This is a genomic window from Vibrio misgurnus, from assembly GCF_029635775.1.
In the GTDB taxonomy this organism is placed as follows: Bacteria; Pseudomonadota; Gammaproteobacteria; order Enterobacterales; family Vibrionaceae; genus Vibrio; species Vibrio chanodichtyis.
This window is the reverse complement of sequence record NZ_CP113241.1, coordinates 2,120,001-2,136,564: the sequence shown is the minus strand read 5'-3', so window position 1 is coordinate 2,136,564 and position 16,564 is coordinate 2,120,001. Positions and strand designations below refer to the sequence as shown.

The 16,564-nt window shown below is 49.2% G+C and carries 8 protein-coding genes, 4 tRNA genes and 4 rRNA genes; 10 read left to right on the top strand and 6 right to left on the bottom strand.

What is annotated here, in order from left to right; translation table 11 throughout:
- Positions 1-7 precede the first annotated feature (7 nt).
- The 3 genes from OOK74_RS09725 to pepA all read right to left on the bottom strand — a co-directional run bounded on the left by OOK74_RS09725 (position 8) and on the right by pepA (position 4,968).
- On the bottom strand, positions 8-2,869 hold the full coding sequence (locus tag OOK74_RS09725) for a valine--tRNA ligase (RefSeq protein WP_278182695.1): 2,862 nt from the start codon (positions 2,867-2,869) through the stop codon (positions 8-10).
- A 93-nt stretch (positions 2,870-2,962) separates the two neighbouring features.
- The gene (locus OOK74_RS09720; RefSeq protein ID WP_274722744.1) at positions 2,963-3,412 is read right to left on the bottom strand and encodes a DNA polymerase III subunit chi; all 450 of its coding nucleotides are present in this window, start codon (positions 3,410-3,412) and stop codon (positions 2,963-2,965) included.
- A gap of 44 nt (positions 3,413-3,456) precedes the next feature.
- Positions 3,457-4,968: a leucyl aminopeptidase gene (pepA, locus tag OOK74_RS09715; RefSeq protein ID WP_278182694.1), complete on the bottom strand. Its 1,512-nt coding sequence runs from the start codon at positions 4,966-4,968 to the stop codon at positions 3,457-3,459.
- A gap of 193 nt (positions 4,969-5,161) precedes the next feature.
- Here pepA and lptF point away from each other — a divergent pair, with 193 nt between their 5' ends.
- Both lptF and lptG read left to right on the top strand, forming a co-directional pair.
- Entirely contained in the window at positions 5,162-6,262 is a 1,101-nt protein-coding gene (lptF, locus tag OOK74_RS09710) for an LPS export ABC transporter permease LptF (protein WP_274722746.1), read from the top strand.
- 3 nt (positions 6,263-6,265) lie between these two features.
- Complete coding sequence (lptG, locus tag OOK74_RS09705; protein WP_274722747.1) at positions 6,266-7,336, top strand: LPS export ABC transporter permease LptG; 1,071 nt, start codon at positions 6,266-6,268, stop codon at positions 7,334-7,336.
- A gap of 112 nt (positions 7,337-7,448) precedes the next feature.
- Here the strand turns inward: lptG and OOK74_RS09700 are convergent, their stop codons facing one another.
- Positions 7,449-7,913 carry an RDD family protein gene (locus OOK74_RS09700; RefSeq protein ID WP_274722748.1) on the bottom strand — a complete coding sequence of 155 codons (465 nt, stop codon included), beginning with the start codon at positions 7,911-7,913 and terminating at the stop codon, positions 7,449-7,451.
- A 187-nt stretch (positions 7,914-8,100) separates the two neighbouring features.
- Between OOK74_RS09700 and OOK74_RS09695 the strand changes: the two genes are divergently transcribed.
- From OOK74_RS09695 to rrf (OOK74_RS09660), 8 genes are all read left to right on the top strand, one after another.
- Positions 8,101-8,185 (top strand) — tRNA-Leu (locus OOK74_RS09695).
- Positions 8,186-8,898: 713 nt separating this feature from the next.
- Positions 8,899-10,441, top strand: a 16S ribosomal RNA gene (locus OOK74_RS09690).
- Between the two features lie 62 nt (positions 10,442-10,503).
- Positions 10,504-10,580, top strand: a tRNA-Ile gene (locus tag OOK74_RS09685).
- Between the two features lie 8 nt (positions 10,581-10,588).
- Positions 10,589-10,664 (top strand) — tRNA-Ala (locus tag OOK74_RS09680).
- Between the two features lie 284 nt (positions 10,665-10,948).
- A 23S ribosomal RNA gene (locus OOK74_RS09675) occupies positions 10,949-13,835 on the top strand.
- Between the two features lie 128 nt (positions 13,836-13,963).
- Positions 13,964-14,079: ribosomal RNA gene (gene rrf / locus OOK74_RS09670) — 5S ribosomal RNA — on the top strand.
- 48 nt (positions 14,080-14,127) lie between these two features.
- Positions 14,128-14,203, top strand: a tRNA-Thr gene (locus OOK74_RS09665).
- A 42-nt stretch (positions 14,204-14,245) separates the two neighbouring features.
- A 5S ribosomal RNA gene (gene rrf / locus OOK74_RS09660) occupies positions 14,246-14,361 on the top strand.
- The 16S, 23S and 5S rRNA genes sit together here with 3 tRNA genes alongside, the layout of an rRNA operon.
- 133 nt (positions 14,362-14,494) lie before the next feature.
- Here rrf (OOK74_RS09660) and leuD read toward each other — a convergent pair.
- Positions 14,495-15,097: a 3-isopropylmalate dehydratase small subunit gene (leuD, locus tag OOK74_RS09655; protein WP_274722893.1), complete on the bottom strand. Its 603-nt coding sequence runs from the start codon at positions 15,095-15,097 to the stop codon at positions 14,495-14,497.
- A 15-nt stretch (positions 15,098-15,112) separates the two neighbouring features.
- Positions 15,113-16,516 (bottom strand): 3-isopropylmalate dehydratase large subunit, encoded by a 1,404-nt coding sequence (gene leuC / locus OOK74_RS09650; RefSeq protein ID WP_274722892.1) that lies wholly within the window; start codon positions 16,514-16,516, stop codon positions 15,113-15,115.
- Positions 16,517-16,564 lie beyond the last annotated feature (48 nt).

Sequence of the window (16,564 nt, the reverse complement as noted above, 5' to 3'; positions counted from 1 at the left end):
TAAGTTATTACAGCGCAGCAATGGTCGCTTTTTGCTGTTCAAGTTTCACCAGCGCTTCTTGATAACCAGCGAGCTTTTCACGCTCTTTGCTGATCACCGCTTCTGGCGCTTTGGCCACGAAACCTTCGTTACCGAGCTTGCCTTCGATACGCGCAATTTCACCTTGTGTCTTCGTAATCTCTTTGGCCAGGCGATCCAGCTCCGCGTCTTTATCAATCAAACCGGCCATTGGGATCATCAGCTCAGACTTGCCAACCAGCGCAGTAGCGCAGGCAGGTGTGGCTTCGCCATCCGCCAAGACACGAATGCTTTCCAGCTTGGCCAGTGAAACCAGTACAGGTTTGTTCGCTTCGATACGCGCCGCATCTTGCTCATTCGCCGCCTTGAGCATCACTTCCAGAGGCTTACCTGGGTTGATGTCGTACTCAGCACGCAGGTTACGGATACTAGTGATAAAGGCTTTCACCCACTCAATGTCATCCAAGGCTTCTTGGTTGAAGTTGGCTGCATCGTACTGAGGCAGCGCTTGCAGCATAATGGTATCGCCTTGCACGCCGTCCACCAATGGCTTAACACTTTGCCAGATGGTTTCGGTGATGTAAGGGATCACGGGATGCGCCAAACGCAGCGTTTTCTCTAGTACAGTGATCAGCGTGCGACGGGTGGCGCGTTGCTGAGCTTCGCTACCTTTCCACAGTACTGGCTTAGTCAGCTCTAAGTACCAGTCACAGAATTGGTTCCAGATGAATTCGTACAGCGTATTCGCCGCCATATCCAAGCGGAAGTTATCAATGTGGCCATTGAACTCTTTCGCCGCCAGTTCGAATTGTGATTCGATCCATTTGTCGGCCAGTGAGTACTCAAGCTCTGCGCCTGCGGCAAAACCACAATCTTGTTGTTCGGCGTTCATCAGCACATAACGGCTGGCGTTCCACAGTTTATTACAGAAATTGCGGTAGCCTTCCAGACGCTTCATATCCCAGTTGATATCACGACCGGTGGACGCCATCGCGGCCAGCGTGAAACGCAGTGAGTCGGTACCGTAAGCTTCGATGCCGTTTTCAAACGTTTTACGCGTGTTTTTCTCGATCTTCGCCGCCAGTTGTGGCTGCATCATGTTGCCAGTGCGTTTGGCGACCAGAGATTCAAGATCAATTCCGTCAATCATGTCGATTGGATCGAGCACGTTGCCTTTCGATTTCGACATTTTGTCGCCGTTTTCGTCACGGATCAGGCCGGTTACGTACACGGTTTTGAATGGCACTTGTGCTTTGCCATCTTCATCTTTACAAAAATGCATGGTCATCATGATCATGCGCGCAACCCAGAAGAAGATGATGTCAAAGCCAGTGACCAGCACATCGGTAGGGTGGAACACTTTCAGCTCAGGCGTTTTCTCTGGCCAGCCTAGCGTGCCGAAGGTCCACAATGCTGATGAGAACCAAGTATCCAGTACATCATTGTCTTGACGAAGTACCACATCCGCTGCGAGGTTATTTTCTGCGCGCACTTCGGCTTCGTCACGACCAACAAACACATTGCCTTGTTCGTCATACCAAGCTGGAATGCGGTGGCCCCACCACAGTTGGCGCGAGATACACCAGTCTTGAATATCACGCATCCAAGAGAAGTACATGTTTTCATACTGCTTTGGTACGAATTGGATGTCGCCATTTTCTACCGCTTCAACCGCAGGTTTGGCTAGAATACCGGCGCGAACGTACCATTGGTCGGTTAGCATTGGCTCAATCACTACACCGCCACGGTCGCCATAAGGCACGGTGAGATCGTGATCTTTGATCTCTTCCAACAGACCTAATTGTTCAAATTCGGCGACGATCGCTTTACGCGCTGCAAAACGCTCCATCCCTTGATATTGGGCTGGGATTTCGGTGCCGTAAGCGGTACTCGCTTCGCCATTGGTGTTAAACACTTCAGCGGCATCACGAATGTTGGCATCAAAGGTCAGGATATTGATCATCGGCAACTGGTGGCGCTTACCGACTTCATAGTCGTTGAAATCATGCGCTGGGGTGATTTTCACACAGCCAGTGCCTTTTTCCATATCCGCATGTTCGTCACCAAGGATCGGAATACGACGACCGACGATCGGCAGGATCAGTTGTTTTCCAATCAGATCTTTATAACGCGGATCTTCAGGGTTAACCGCTACGCCAGTATCACCCAGCATGGTTTCTGGACGAGTGGTCGCTACCACAATGTAATCTTTACCATCGGCCGTTTTCACACCATCCGCTAGCGGGTAACGGAAGTGCCACATGTGACCTTTGGTCTCTTTGTTTTCTACTTCCAGATCGGAGATCGCGGTGTGCAGTTTCGGATCCCAGTTGACTAGGCGTTTGCCGCGGTAGATTAGGTCATCTTTATAGAGGCGCACGAACACTTCTTGCACCGCTTTATAGAAACCATCATCCATGGTAAAGCGCTCACGATCCCAATCGACTGAGGCACCTAGACGACGCAACTGTTGAGTGATGGTGCCGCCAGATTCGGCTTTCCATTCCCAAATTTTGTCGATGAAGGCATCACGACCGTAATCGTGTTTGGTTTTGCTTTCTTCTGCGGCGATCTTGCGCTCAACCACCATTTGCGTGGCGATACCGGCGTGGTCGGTTCCCACTTGCCACAAGGTATTTTTGCCCTTCATCCGCTGACAACGGATCAGAGTATCCATAATAGTGTCTTGGAAGGCGTGGCCCATATGCAGGCTGCCAGTAACGTTCGGTGGCGGGATCATGATGCTGTAGGCATCTTTAGTGGTGTCACCGTGAGGCTTAAAGTAGCCTTGCTCTTCCCAAGTCTGATACAGATCTTGTTCGATTGATGCTGGGTTATATGTCTTTTCCATAGTGCTCTTTAATGGATGCTGTGATGGTTAATTCAATCTATCGCTATAAGTGAGTTCTCTTGGATAAGAGAGCTTAACTATAAGGATGGACGGTTATGGATACTGGATCTCAACGGTTTGCAGCTGATAACCCGCTTGTCGATAGAGTTTATACCGCTCGCGAGCTAGCTGCTTGGCATTTTCTGCGCAGGGCACGAAGTCTACCACTTCGGCAAAGGTACGCGCAAAGGTTGTCTGATTATCCGCCAAATTTATTGCCAATTGACGATTCCAAGAAGGGGTGACGCCGACATAACCAATTTCAATCGCGCTGCCCGATTTAGGACCTTCACCCACTAAATTGTGCGCCAAAAATTGCTCAGCTTCGAGCTGCCAAAAGTGCTCAGCAAGCTGTTCCGCATGTTGTTTATCTTGGCATTGCAGGTAAATTCGTGCCCCTTGTGCGGTAAAGTGACGCGCCAAATACAGCACGTATTCAATCAAACCCGTTACAGTTGCCTGCGCGGAGCTGGGGGAGATGAGATAAAAGGTCGCGGTTGGCATCTTGGTTACTTTTCACTAAAAAGGGCCCGTAGGCCCTAGTATGATTACTCTTCTGCGTCTAGGCCGCCACTGCGATTGAGCAGGAATTGGACCAAGAGTGACACCGGACGACCAGTAGAGCCTTTGGCTGCGCCTGAGCGCCACGCTGTTCCAGCAATATCTAAGTGTGCCCAGTTGTATTTCTTGGTAAATTTAGCCAAGAAGCAGCCCGCGGTAATTGCGCCGCCCGGGCGACCACCAATGTTGGCCATATCGGCAAATGGGCTCTTGAGCTGTTCGTGATATTCATCGGCCAGTGGTAAGCGCCAAGCACGATCACTGGATTGCTCAGAGGCATTCACCAGCTCATGGGCTAATGGATTGTGATTGGCCATCACGCCACTGATGTGATGACCTAAAGCGATCACACACGCGCCAGTCAGTGTCGCGACATCGACCACGCAATCCGGTTCAAACCGTTCAACATATGTCAGCACGTCACACAGCACCAAACGACCTTCAGCATCAGTATTTAATACTTCAACGGTTTGGCCTGACATGGTGGTCAGAATATCCCCTGGGCGGTAAGCGTTACTGCCGGGCATATTTTCACAACCGGCCAAGATGCCAACGACGTTCAGCGGTAGACTTAGCTTGGCAAGCGCTTTCATGGCACCAAAAACCGATGCCGCGCCGCACATGTCGTACTTCATCTCATCCATACCTTCACCCGGCTTGAGTGAGATACCGCCTGAGTCGAAGGTGAGCCCTTTACCGACCAGTACAATCGGTTTGGCTTCTGGGTTTGGATTGCCTTTGTATTCGATGACCGACATCATCGATTCATTGCGTGAGCCACGACCGACTGCAAGGTAAGCGGCCATGCCCAGTTTTTCCATCTCTTCTTCACCAATGATTTTGGTGGTGATGCTCTCATAATCGTCGGCTAGACGACGAGCTTGTGAAGCAAGGTAAGCTGGATTGGCGATATTGGGCGGCATATTGCCAAGGTCTTTGCACGCTTTAACCCCAGATGAGATCGCAAGGCCGTGGGCAATCGCGCGTTCACCGAGATTTAATTCACGGCGAGTCGGCACGTTGAAGACTAATTTGCGCAGTGGACGGCGAGTTTCTGGCTTAACACTTTTGAATTGATCAAAGGTGTACAGGCTATCTTTGGTCGCTTCTACCGCTTGACGCACTTTCCAATAGGTATCACGACCTTTGACGTGCAGCTCAGTCAAAAAGCACACCGCTTCCATTGAGCCAGTTTCGTTTAACGTATTGATAGTTTTCTGAATGATCTCTTTGTACTGCCGCTCACCCAGCTCGCGTTCTTTACCGCAACCGACCAGCAGAACTCGTTCAGATAACACATTTGGGACTTGATGCAGCAGTAGCATCTGCCCTGGTTTACCCTCGAGATCACCACGACGCAGCAGTGAGCTGATATAGCCATCGCTGATTTTATCGAGCTGTTCTGCGACTGGAGAAAGGCGACGCGGCTCAAACACCCCGACAACGATACATGCGCTGCGCTGTTTCTCAGGGCTGCCACTCTTAACACTGAACTCCATGCGTACTCCTACATCCTGAAGACAAATAGAACTAAATGGTAGATAATGCATCTCTTACTTGCTGGATCCTATCAAAGATCGACCTTTTGTATGCACAACCTAGCCGTTAGCGAAATTTTCAAAAAATAAAAGGTTCATCCGGAAATTATAGTGATTCAATCAAAAAAACAAGTTTTGCATAGGTAATTTCAGCGTGATTATTGTTAGATATTTGATCCGAGAAACAATAAAAAGCCAGTTTGCGATCTTTTTCGTGCTGTTTTTAGTGTTTCTCAGCCAGAAATTTATCCGCGTGTTAGCCGAGGCCTCTGACGGTGATATTCCTACCAGCATGATTTTATCGATTGTCGGACTCAATATGCCGGCAATGGGCCTATTAATGCTGCCATTAAGTCTATACATCGGAATTTTGCTCACTTTTGGCCGTTTATATGCGGAAAGTGAAATTACCGTGATGAATGCCACTGGGATTGGCAATAAATTTTTAATTCGCGCAGCGTTATACCTTGCTTTGATCACCGCTTCAGTGGCGGCTTTCAATGCGTTGTGGCTTGCCCCTTGGAGCCAAGATAAAGAAGCACAATTAATGGAGCAGTTTGCCGCCGAAAACAGCGTTGAACTGTTGCAAAAAGGCCATTTCCAACGCTCTCCCGATGGTTCATCGGTGGTGTTTATCGATAATATCGAAAATAAAAAGCTGCATAACGTGTTTGTCGCCCAACTGATGCCCCGTGAATCGGTGCTGCCAAGTGTGATGTTTTCCAATTCTGGTGATGTGAAAGAGTTGAGCGACGGTCGCCAAATCATCACGCTATACAATGGGACGCGCTATGAAGGTATTCCTACCCGGGTTGATTATATGATCACCAATTTTGATGCTTATGATGGCTTGATTGGTCAGCGTGAAGTGAAGTCGTCGGATCGTGATTGGGAAGCTTTGTCGACTTTCAGTTTGTTGCACGATTCTAATCGTCAAGCTCAAGCAGAATTGCAGTGGCGGATCTCGTTGGTGGTGTGTATTCCATTACTGACCATGTTGGTGGTGCCGCTATCGGCGGTTAACCCTCGCCAAGGACGCTTTGCCAAAATGGGGCCTGCGATCTTGATCTATCTGACCTATTTCTTAGCGCTTAGTGCGACCAAGTCTGCCATCGAAGATGGCTCATTGCCCGTGATCATCGGTTTGTGGCCGATCAATGCGGCATTGTTAATCGCGGCTTTGATTGTCAATACCACGGATAGCATACCGATGCGCCGCTTTAGAGACCGATGGAAACAGAGAGCGAGGGCTTAAATCGTGTTTAAAATCCTAGATTGGTATATCGGTCGTACGATTGTTGCCACGACAGCTTTAGTGCTGGTGACCTTTGTTGGTCTATCTGGCATCATCAAATATGTTGAACAACTGCGTAAAGTCGGTGATGGCAGCTACGATTTACTGCAGGCGTTATGGTTTGTGGTACTCAGTATGCCACGCGACATTGAAATGTTTTTCCCGATGGCGGCTCTATTAGGGGCTTTGATTGGCTTAGGGGCATTAGCTTCCAGTTCCGAATTGGTGGTGATGCAGGCGGCGGGGTTTTCTAAGCTCGATATTGGGTTGTCGGTGCTTAAGACGGCCATTCCACTGATGATCATTATCACCTTGCTCGGCGAGTGGGGGGCTCCGCAAGCACAAAAACTGGCGCGTGATATGCGGGCTTTTGCTACTTCGGGTGGCGCGATCATGTCGGTGCGCACCGGCGTTTGGGCGCGAGATGCCAACGATTTTATTTTCATTGCCAAAGTGGATAACGAGCAGCTTTATGGGCTCAATTTATGGCGTTTCGATCAGAATAAAAAACTCAGTGAGGTCATTTTTGCTGAGTTGGCGGAGTATGTCGGCAGCAATGAGTGGCTGATGAAAGATGTTCAGTTGACCCGTTTGAACGATGAGATTGAGATCAGTAAACAATCCTTACCTGAATACCGTTGGCGCACGTCATTAGCACCCGATAAGCTCGCGGTTGTGACCGTCAAGCCAGAAGAGTTATCACTAAGTGGCTTGAATGATTATGTGCAGTATTTGCAAGCTTCAGAGCAAGATGCTTCCCGCTATCAACTGGCTTTTTGGCGCAAAGTCACGCAGCCGATCTCGATTGCGGTGATGATGCTGATGGCACTCTCGTTTATTTTTGGCCCATTACGTAGTGTGACAATGGGCGCGCGAATTTTATCTGGCGTGATCGCAGGATTCACCTTCTATATCTCCAGTGAGTTTTTTGGGCCGCTAAGTTTGGTGTATGGGCTGCCACCTTTATTAGGCGCACTTGCTCCAGGCTTGGTTTTCCTCGCGATTGCTTTAGGCTTATTAGGTCGAAAACTCTAACCCCAAGCAAGCGGTGATGAGCGACCAGGGTAATAAAGAGTAATAAAAGAGCGCGAGGTTTTCCTTGCGCTCTTTTATTATGCGGCGGACAAATCGATAAGTTGCGTGGTTTTTAAGGTAATACCACGACGCGCGTTTTGGCCCAGATATCATGAAACCCTCGCTGTTTGGGATCACACACCACAGTTAAGTTGGCCAGCCCAAAGCCCGACGTGGCTAAACGAATCAAAGCTTGAGTGACTGAAATGGTTTGCCCTTGTTCGCTACACAAATACAGCTTCCAAGCACGCATACCTAAAGTTTGCCCCGCGCGCGTCCAGAAATAGACAAAAAAACCGATCCAAGTGAGAGCCAGATAAGCACGATAAACCACACTCCATAGCGGATGTGTGCTGAGCAGATCACTGGCATCTTGATAGGGGGCGTAATTCACCAGCTGCGCGGCAACTAAAGCTTCAAGTACTGCGACCACGATCCCGCCGGCAATGATTAACATCGCTATCACGATCAGAGTATCGTAGCTCCAGGCTGCTAGACGGCGTAATAAACCTGCGCTAGGGAGGGTGGTGTAATTCATGTTGCTCAGTGCTGGCCATTAAAGGTAACAGAATAGCCAGAGGTGAAGGCTAAATAAAGAGCACTAGCACACCGCTTATGGTTCGATGGTGAAATAATCAGCAAACAACACGGTTTTCAATATTTTACTATTGCGTGACCGCGCTTCTTACGTATAATGCGTTCCATCAAAGGGCAACAGCCCAGATGCCGATGTGGTGAAATTGGTAGACACGACGGATTCAAAATCCGTTTCCTTCGGGAGTGACGGTTCAAGTCCGTCCATCGGTACCATAATTTAAAGAAGCCGACTCAATTGAGTCGGCTTTTTGCTTTTTCATCGACGTAAAATCTTTCCCTCTGATAGCCAAACTCTCCAGCGATGGTCTTTATGCAAACAGCTTGTTCCCTTAGCCAGTAATTCACGTGATCCGCTTGAGCAATACCTTGCTTCTTCTTTCTGACGTGGTTGATCGTTCGGAATAACGAAGCGGTCGTTTTATTAAGATTTGCGCAGCAGAAAAGCGACAAAACTAAAGGAAAAGTTCAATAAATAACAGTTTTGCTGGTTTTGTAGGCGAATGAATGGTTTTTTAGAAAAAAGTGCATTTAGGGTCTTGCCAGAAACAAAATCATCCCTATAATGCGCCCTCACTGACACGGCAGACGCCGCAAGGCTTCAGAAGCAGTCAGCTAGGCAAAACGCTTCGATGCAAAAAGATGAAAAAAGTGTTTGACACTGACCATTATCTCGCTAGAATGCACAGCCTCTTCGGTAAGAAAGCCGAAGCAAAACGCTCTTTAACAATATAAACCAATCAATCTGTGTGGGCACTCGTTGATGATAATCTCAAAAAGATTAATCAATGAACTGAGTGACCAAACGAGACGAAAGTCTTGGCACAGTCAATTCATTATCGTTCTGTTGGAACGATAATAGCTTTGAATTACTAAGGTAATTTAAAGTCAGTATTCATTGAGCCGAAGCGAAAGCTTCAAAAAACTTTTAATTGAAGAGTTTGATCATGGCTCAGATTGAACGCTGGCGGCAGGCCTAACACATGCAAGTCGAGCGGCAGCACAGAGGAACTTGTTCCTTGGGTGGCGAGCGGCGGACGGGTGAGTAATGCCTGGGAAATTGCCCTGATGTGGGGGATAACCATTGGAAACGATGGCTAATACCGCATGATGCCTACGGGCCAAAGAGGGGGACCTTCGGGCCTCTCGCGTCAGGATATGCCCAGGTGGGATTAGCTAGTTGGTGAGGTAATGGCTCACCAAGGCGACGATCCCTAGCTGGTCTGAGAGGATGATCAGCCACACTGGAACTGAGACACGGTCCAGACTCCTACGGGAGGCAGCAGTGGGGAATATTGCACAATGGGCGCAAGCCTGATGCAGCCATGCCGCGTGTATGAAGAAGGCCTTCGGGTTGTAAAGTACTTTCAGTCGTGAGGAAGGTTGTAGTGTGAATAGCACTATGATTTGACGTTAGCGACAGAAGAAGCACCGGCTAACTCCGTGCCAGCAGCCGCGGTAATACGGAGGGTGCGAGCGTTAATCGGAATTACTGGGCGTAAAGCGCATGCAGGTGGTTTGTTAAGTCAGATGTGAAAGCCCTGGGCTCAACCTAGGAGTTGCATTTGAAACTGACAAGCTAGAGTACTGTAGAGGGGGGTAGAATTTCAGGTGTAGCGGTGAAATGCGTAGAGATCTGAAGGAATACCGGTGGCGAAGGCGGCCCCCTGGACAGATACTGACACTCAGATGCGAAAGCGTGGGGAGCAAACAGGATTAGATACCCTGGTAGTCCACGCCGTAAACGATGTCTACTTGGAGGTTGTGGCCTTGAGCCGTGGCTTTCGGAGCTAACGCGTTAAGTAGACCGCCTGGGGAGTACGGTCGCAAGATTAAAACTCAAATGAATTGACGGGGGCCCGCACAAGCGGTGGAGCATGTGGTTTAATTCGATGCAACGCGAAGAACCTTACCTACTCTTGACATCCTCAGAAGAGACTGGAGACAGTCTTGTGCCTTCGGGAACTGAGAGACAGGTGCTGCATGGCTGTCGTCAGCTCGTGTTGTGAAATGTTGGGTTAAGTCCCGCAACGAGCGCAACCCTTATCCTTGTTTGCCAGCACGTAATGGTGGGAACTCCAGGGAGACTGCCGGTGATAAACCGGAGGAAGGTGGGGACGACGTCAAGTCATCATGGCCCTTACGAGTAGGGCTACACACGTGCTACAATGGCGTATACAGAGGGCAGCGATACCGCGAGGTGGAGCGAATCTCAGAAAGTGCGTCGTAGTCCGGATTGGAGTCTGCAACTCGACTCCATGAAGTCGGAATCGCTAGTAATCGCAAATCAGAATGTTGCGGTGAATACGTTCCCGGGCCTTGTACACACCGCCCGTCACACCATGGGAGTGGGCTGCAAAAGAAGCAGGTAGTTTAACCTTCGGGAGGACGCTTGCCACTTTGTGGTTCATGACTGGGGTGAAGTCGTAACAAGGTAGCGCTAGGGGAACCTGGCGCTGGATCACCTCCTTACACGAAGATTATCGTGATGAGTGTCCACACAGATTGATATGGTTTAGATTTGAGCATGAAGTGGGTCTGTAGCTCAGGTGGTTAGAGCGTACGCCTGATAAGCGTAAGGTCGGTGGTTCGAGTCCACTCAGACCCACCACTAACGATGGGGTTATAGCTCAGCTGGGAGAGCGCCTGCCTTGCACGCAGGAGGTCTGCGGTTCGATCCCGCATAACTCCACCATCTTTAAGCGCATTCGATGAGTGCTTTTAAAAATGGTTCTTCATGAATCTTGCTCTTTAACAATTTGGAAAGCTGACAAAACAACAAATTATTGTTGTTTGTAAAGTTCTCAATGTTTATCGAAAGATAAACACCAACAACACATTCAAGTGTGCTTGGTATCGAATAAGACTTAGGTCTTGTTCAAATTTGAGTCCGGCAAAATCTGTCTCGCACTCATGAAAATTAAACGCGAGACAACTTAGGTTGTTTAAACAACGACCCGAAACTCCTTCGGGTTGTATGGTTAAGTGACTAAGCGTACACGGTGGATGCCTGGGCAGTCAGAGGCGATGAAGGACGTACTAACTTGCGATAAGCGCAGATGAGGCAGTAAGAGCCGTTTGAGTCTGCGATTTCCGAATGGGGAAACCCAGCTGCATAAGCAGTTATCACTAGATGAATACATAGTCTAGTGAGGCAAACCGGGGGAACTGAAACATCTAAGTACCCCGAGGAGAAGAAATCAACCGAGATTCCGGTAGTAGCGGCGAGCGAACCTGGATTAGCCCTTAAGCACTCGTTGAAGTAGGTGAACAAGCTGGAAAGCTTGGCGAAACAGGGTGATAGCCCCGTAACCGACGCTTCATCGAGCGTGAAATCGAGTAGGGCGGGACACGTGATATCCTGTCTGAATATGGGGGGACCATCCTCCAAGGCTAAATACTCCTGACTGACCGATAGTGAACCAGTACCGTGAGGGAAAGGCGAAAAGAACCCCTGTGAGGGGAGTGAAATAGAACCTGAAACCGTGTACGTACAAGCAGTAGGAGCACCTTCGTGGTGTGACTGCGTACCTTTTGTATAATGGGTCAGCGACTTATATTCAGTGGCAAGGTTAACCGAATAGGGGAGCCGTAGGGAAACCGAGTCTTAACTGGGCGTTCAGTCTCTGGATATAGACCCGAAACCGGGTGATCTAGCCATGGGCAGGTTGAAGGTTGAGTAACATCAACTGGAGGACCGAACCGACTAATGTTGAAAAATTAGCGGATGACTTGTGGCTAGGGGTGAAAGGCCAATCAAACTCGGAGATAGCTGGTTCTCCCCGAAAGCTATTTAGGTAGCGCCTCGGACGAATACTACTGGGGGTAGAGCACTGTTAAGGCTAGGGGGTCATCCCGACTTACCAACCCTTTGCAAACTCCGAATACCAGTAAGTACTATCCGGGAGACACACGGCGGGTGCTAACGTCCGTCGTGGAGAGGGAAACAACCCAGACCGCCAGCTAAGGTCCCAAAGTATTGCTAAGTGGGAAACGATGTGGGAAGGCTCAGACAGCTAGGATGTTGGCTTAGAAGCAGCCATCATTTAAAGAAAGCGTAATAGCTCACTAGTCGAGTCGGCCTGCGCGGAAGATGTAACGGGGCTAAGCAATACACCGAAGCTGCGGCAATATCTTTTAGATATTGGGTAGGGGAGCGTTCTGTAAGCCGTTGAAGGTGAACTGTAAGGTTTGCTGGAGGTATCAGAAGTGCGAATGCTGACATGAGTAACGACAAAGGGGGTGAAAAACCTCCTCGCCGGAAGACCAAGGGTTCCTGTCCAACGTTAATCGGGGCAGGGTGAGTCGACCCCTAAGGTGAGGCCGAAAGGCGTAATCGATGGGAAACGGGTTAATATTCCCGTACTTTTGACTATTGCGATGGGGGGACGGAGAAGGCTAGGTGGGCCAGGCGACGGTTGTCCTGGTTCAAGTGCGTAGGCTAGAGAGTTAGGCAAATCCGGCTCTCTGTTAGGCTGAGACACGACGTCGAGCTGCTACGGCAGTGAAGTCATTGATGCCCTGCTTCCAGGAAAAGCCTCTAAGCTTCAGATAGTCAGAAATCGTACCCCAAACCGACACAGGTGGTCGGGTAGAGAATACCAAGGCGCTTGAGAGAACTCGGGTGAAGGAACTAGGCAAAATGGTACCGTAACTTCGGGAGAAGGTACGCTCTTGATGGTGAAGTCCCTCGCGGATGGAGCTGACGAGAGTCGCAGATACCAGGTGGCTGCAACTGTTTATTAAAAACACAGCACTGTGCAAAATCGCAAGATGACGTATACGGTGTGACGCCTGCCCGGTGCCGGAAGGTTAATTGATGGGGTTAGCGCAAGCGAAGCTCTTGATCGAAGCCCCGGTAAACGGCGGCCGTAACTATAACGGTCCTAAGGTAGCGAAATTCCTTGTCGGGTAAGTTCCGACCTGCACGAATGGCGTAATGATGGCCACGCTGTCTCCACCCGAGACTCAGTGAAATTGAAATCGCTGTGAAGATGCAGTGTACCCGCGGCTAGACGGAAAGACCCCGTGAACCTTTACTACAGCTTGGCACTGAACATTGAACCTACATGTGTAGGATAGGTGGGAGGCTATGAATCGATGACGCTAGTTGTCGTGGAGCCGTCCTTGAAATACCACCCTTGTATGTTTGATGTTCTAACTTAGGCCCCTAATCGGGGTTGAGGACAGTGCCTGGTGGGTAGTTTGACTGGGGCGGTCTCCTCCCAAAGAGTAACGGAGGAGCACGAAGGTGGGCTAATCACGGTTGGACATCGTGAGGTTAGTGCAATGGCATAAGCCCGCTTAACTGCGAGAATGACGGTTCGAGCAGGTGCGAAAGCAGGTCATAGTGATCCGGTGGTTCTGAATGGAAGGGCCATCGCTCAACGGATAAAAGGTACTCCGGGGATAACAGGCTGATACCGCCCAAGAGTTCATATCGACGGCGGTGTTTGGCACCTCGATGTCGGCTCATCACATCCTGGGGCTGAAGTCGGTCCCAAGGGTATGGCTGTTCGCCATTTAAAGTGGTACGCGAGCTGGGTTTAGAACGTCGTGAGACAGTTCGGTCCCTATCTGCCGTGGGCGTTGGAAGATTGAAGGGGGCTGCTCCTAGTACGAGAGGACCGGAGTGGACGAACCTCTGGTGTTCGGGTTGTGTCGCCAGACGCATTGCCCGGTAGCTAAGTTCGGAATTGATAACCGCTGAAAGCATCTAAGCGGGAAGCGAGCCCTGAGATGAGTCTTCCCTGACGGTTTAACCGTCCTAAAGGGTTGTTCGAGACTAGAACGTTGATAGGCAGGGTGTGTAAGCGTTGTGAGGCGTTGAGCTAACCTGTACTAATTGCCCGTGAGGCTTAACCATACAACACCCAAGGGGTTTTGATGGACTCAAAGTTAAGCGCATAAGAATGTGTGTGAGAATGAAGACAGCTTTCCAGAATTGTTGGTTTTCACTTTTTAAGAAGAAGTGAAATCAAAAACAGAATTTTGCTTGGCGACCATAGCGTTTTGGACCCACCTGACTCCATTCCGAACTCAGAAGTGAAACGAAACAGCGTCGATGGTAGTGTGGGGTTTCCCCATGTGAGAGTAGAACATCGCCAGGCTTTTAATTACAAAGTGCGCTATAAATAACGTGCTTTAAAAGTTTGTGTGCTGATATGGCTCAGTCGGTAGAGCGCATCCTTGGTAAGGATGAGGTCCCCAGTTCGATTCTGGGTATCAGCACCATCTATTTCAATGAGTAGCATTAAGCTAACATTATAAAATTTGCTTGGCGACCATAGCACTTTGGACCCACCTGATTCCATCCCGAACTCAGAAGTGAAACGAAGTAGCGCCGATGGTAGTGTGGGGTTTCCCCATGTGAGAGTAGGACATCGCCAGGTTTGCTTTCAAGGCCGCTGTAGTTATACAGCGGCTTTTTGCTATTTGAGATTTATGCATGTCTTTATTAATAATGCGATAAAAAGGCCACCTATTGGCAGCCTAGTGAGTATGCTCGATTTTAATCAAAGCGATCTATTTTAGAAAACTGGGGATATTTGTTTCATACTCAGTGATCTTTGCCTGATGCTGGAGCGTTAACCCGATGTTATCTAAACCATTTAGTAGGCAATGACGGCGAAAATCATCTATTTCAAAAGAATAGATATTGCCATTAGCCGACACACTGAGCGCTTCTAAATCAACGGTGATGGTCGCCCCTTGATTATGTTCAACATAGTTAAACAGCTCTTCTACTTGTTGTTCGGTTAAGCGAACTGGGACCATTTGATTGTTAATCGTATTGCCATAAAAAATATCAGCGAAGCTTGGCGCGATAATTACCTTGATACCATAGTCGGCTAATGCCCAAGGGGCGTGTTCACGAGATGAGCCACAACCAAAGTTTTCGCGCGCCAGTAAAATGCTCGCGCCTTGATAACGAGGCTGATTCATCACAAAATCGGGGTTTAGTTGCTCACCAGCATCATCCAAAAAGCGCCAATCGTGAAAAAGGTGTTTGCCAAATCCGCTACGATTTACTTTTTGCAGAAACTGCTTTGGAATAATCGCATCGGTATCAACATTAGCGGCATCCAGCGCCACGACTAAACCGGTATGTTGTTGAAATCCTGACATCGGGTTCTCCTTGAGTTAAAACTGACGAATGTCGACGAAATGACCGGCAATCGCGGCTGCTGCTGCCATGGCTGGACTGACTAAATGTGTCCGACCATCACGCCCTTGTCGTCCTTCAAAGTTGCGGTTAGATGTAGAAGCGCAGCGCTCTCCCGCCCCGAGGCGATCATTGTTCATCGCTAAACACATTGAACATCCTGGCAAGCGCCATTCAAACCCTGCTTCAATAAAGATTTTATCTAACCCTTCAGCTTCGGCTTGGGCTTTAACTTGCTCCGAACCCGGTACAATGAGAGCCTGCACATGAGAAGCAACTTTCTTACCTCTTGCGATCGCGGCGGCGGCACGCATATCTTCAATTCGTGAGTTGGTGCATGAACCGACAAACACTTTATCAACTGGATAGTCGGACAGTTTTTTGCCTGCTTCTAGCCCCATATAAATCAGCGCTTTTTCTGCTGAACTGCGCTCAACCGGATCACCAAACTGGCTGGGTGATGGAATCGGCTCATCAATCGCAATCACTTGCCCGGGGTTCGTTCCCCAGGTGACTTGTGGCTTGATGTCTCGCGCTTCAAGAGTGATGACAGCATCAAACTGCGCATCATCATCGGTAGTTAAAGTTTGCCAATATGCAATCGCAGCAGACAAATCTTCACCTTGAGGGGCAAATTTTCGGCCTTTGATGTAGTCGAAGGTGGTTTGATCGGGGGCGATCAAGCCCGCTTTGGCTCCAAGTTCAATCGCCATGTTACAGACGGTCATCCGCCCTTCCATGGAGAGATCGCGGATCGCTTCTCCGCAGAATTCCACAACATAACCGGTCCCCCCAGCTGCAGTCGTTTTACCGATGATCGCCAGTACAATATCTTTGGCGGTGATACCTGGAGCCACTTTGCCACGCACTTCAATTTTCATGGTTTTGGCACGCCCTTGCTTCAGAGTTTGGGTAGCCAATACGTGTTCGACTTCTGAGGTGCCGATACCAAAAGCCAGTGAACCAAATGCGCCGTGAGTGGCGGTATGTGAGTCACCACAGACAATCGTCATTCCCGGTAGGGTAATGCCGAGTTCAGGCCCCATCACGTGTACAATCCCTTGGTATTTGTGATTAATGTCGTACAAAGTGACGCCAAACTCTGCACAGTTTTTGGAAAGAGTTTGCATCTGGATACGTGCCATTTCACCAGAGGCATTAATGTCTTTGGTGGTGGTGGAGACGTTGTGATCCATAGTGGCAAAGGTTTTATTGACTTGGCGAACGGTACGGCCTTTTTCACGCAAGCCATCAAAGGCCTGTGGAGAAGTCACTTCATGGACTAGATGGCGGTCGATGTACAAAATCGGTGTTTCTCCCGCTGCGGCAACGACCACATGGGCATCGTAAATTTTTTCGTAAAGTGTTTTGGCTTTTGACATTGCTTGTTCCTTGCGCTCAGTGAGCTAAAGAGGTTTGCACCTCTTTGA

Coding starts and splice junctions, on each gene's coding strand:
- OOK74_RS09725 (WP_278182695.1), bottom strand. CDS start 2,869: ATGGAAAAGACATATAACCCAGCATCAATCGAACAAGATCTGTATCAG.
- OOK74_RS09720 (WP_274722744.1), bottom strand. CDS start 3,412: ATGCCAACCGCGACCTTTTATCTCATCTCCCCCAGCTCCGCGCAGGCA.
- pepA (WP_278182694.1), bottom strand. CDS start 4,968: ATGGAGTTCAGTGTTAAGAGTGGCAGCCCTGAGAAACAGCGCAGCGCA.
- OOK74_RS09700 (WP_274722748.1), bottom strand. CDS start 7,913: ATGAATTACACCACCCTCCCTAGCGCAGGTTTATTACGCCGTCTAGCA.
- leuD (WP_274722893.1), bottom strand. CDS start 15,097: ATGTCAGGATTTCAACAACATACCGGTTTAGTCGTGGCGCTGGATGCC.
- leuC (WP_274722892.1), bottom strand. CDS start 16,516: ATGTCAAAAGCCAAAACACTTTACGAAAAAATTTACGATGCCCATGTG.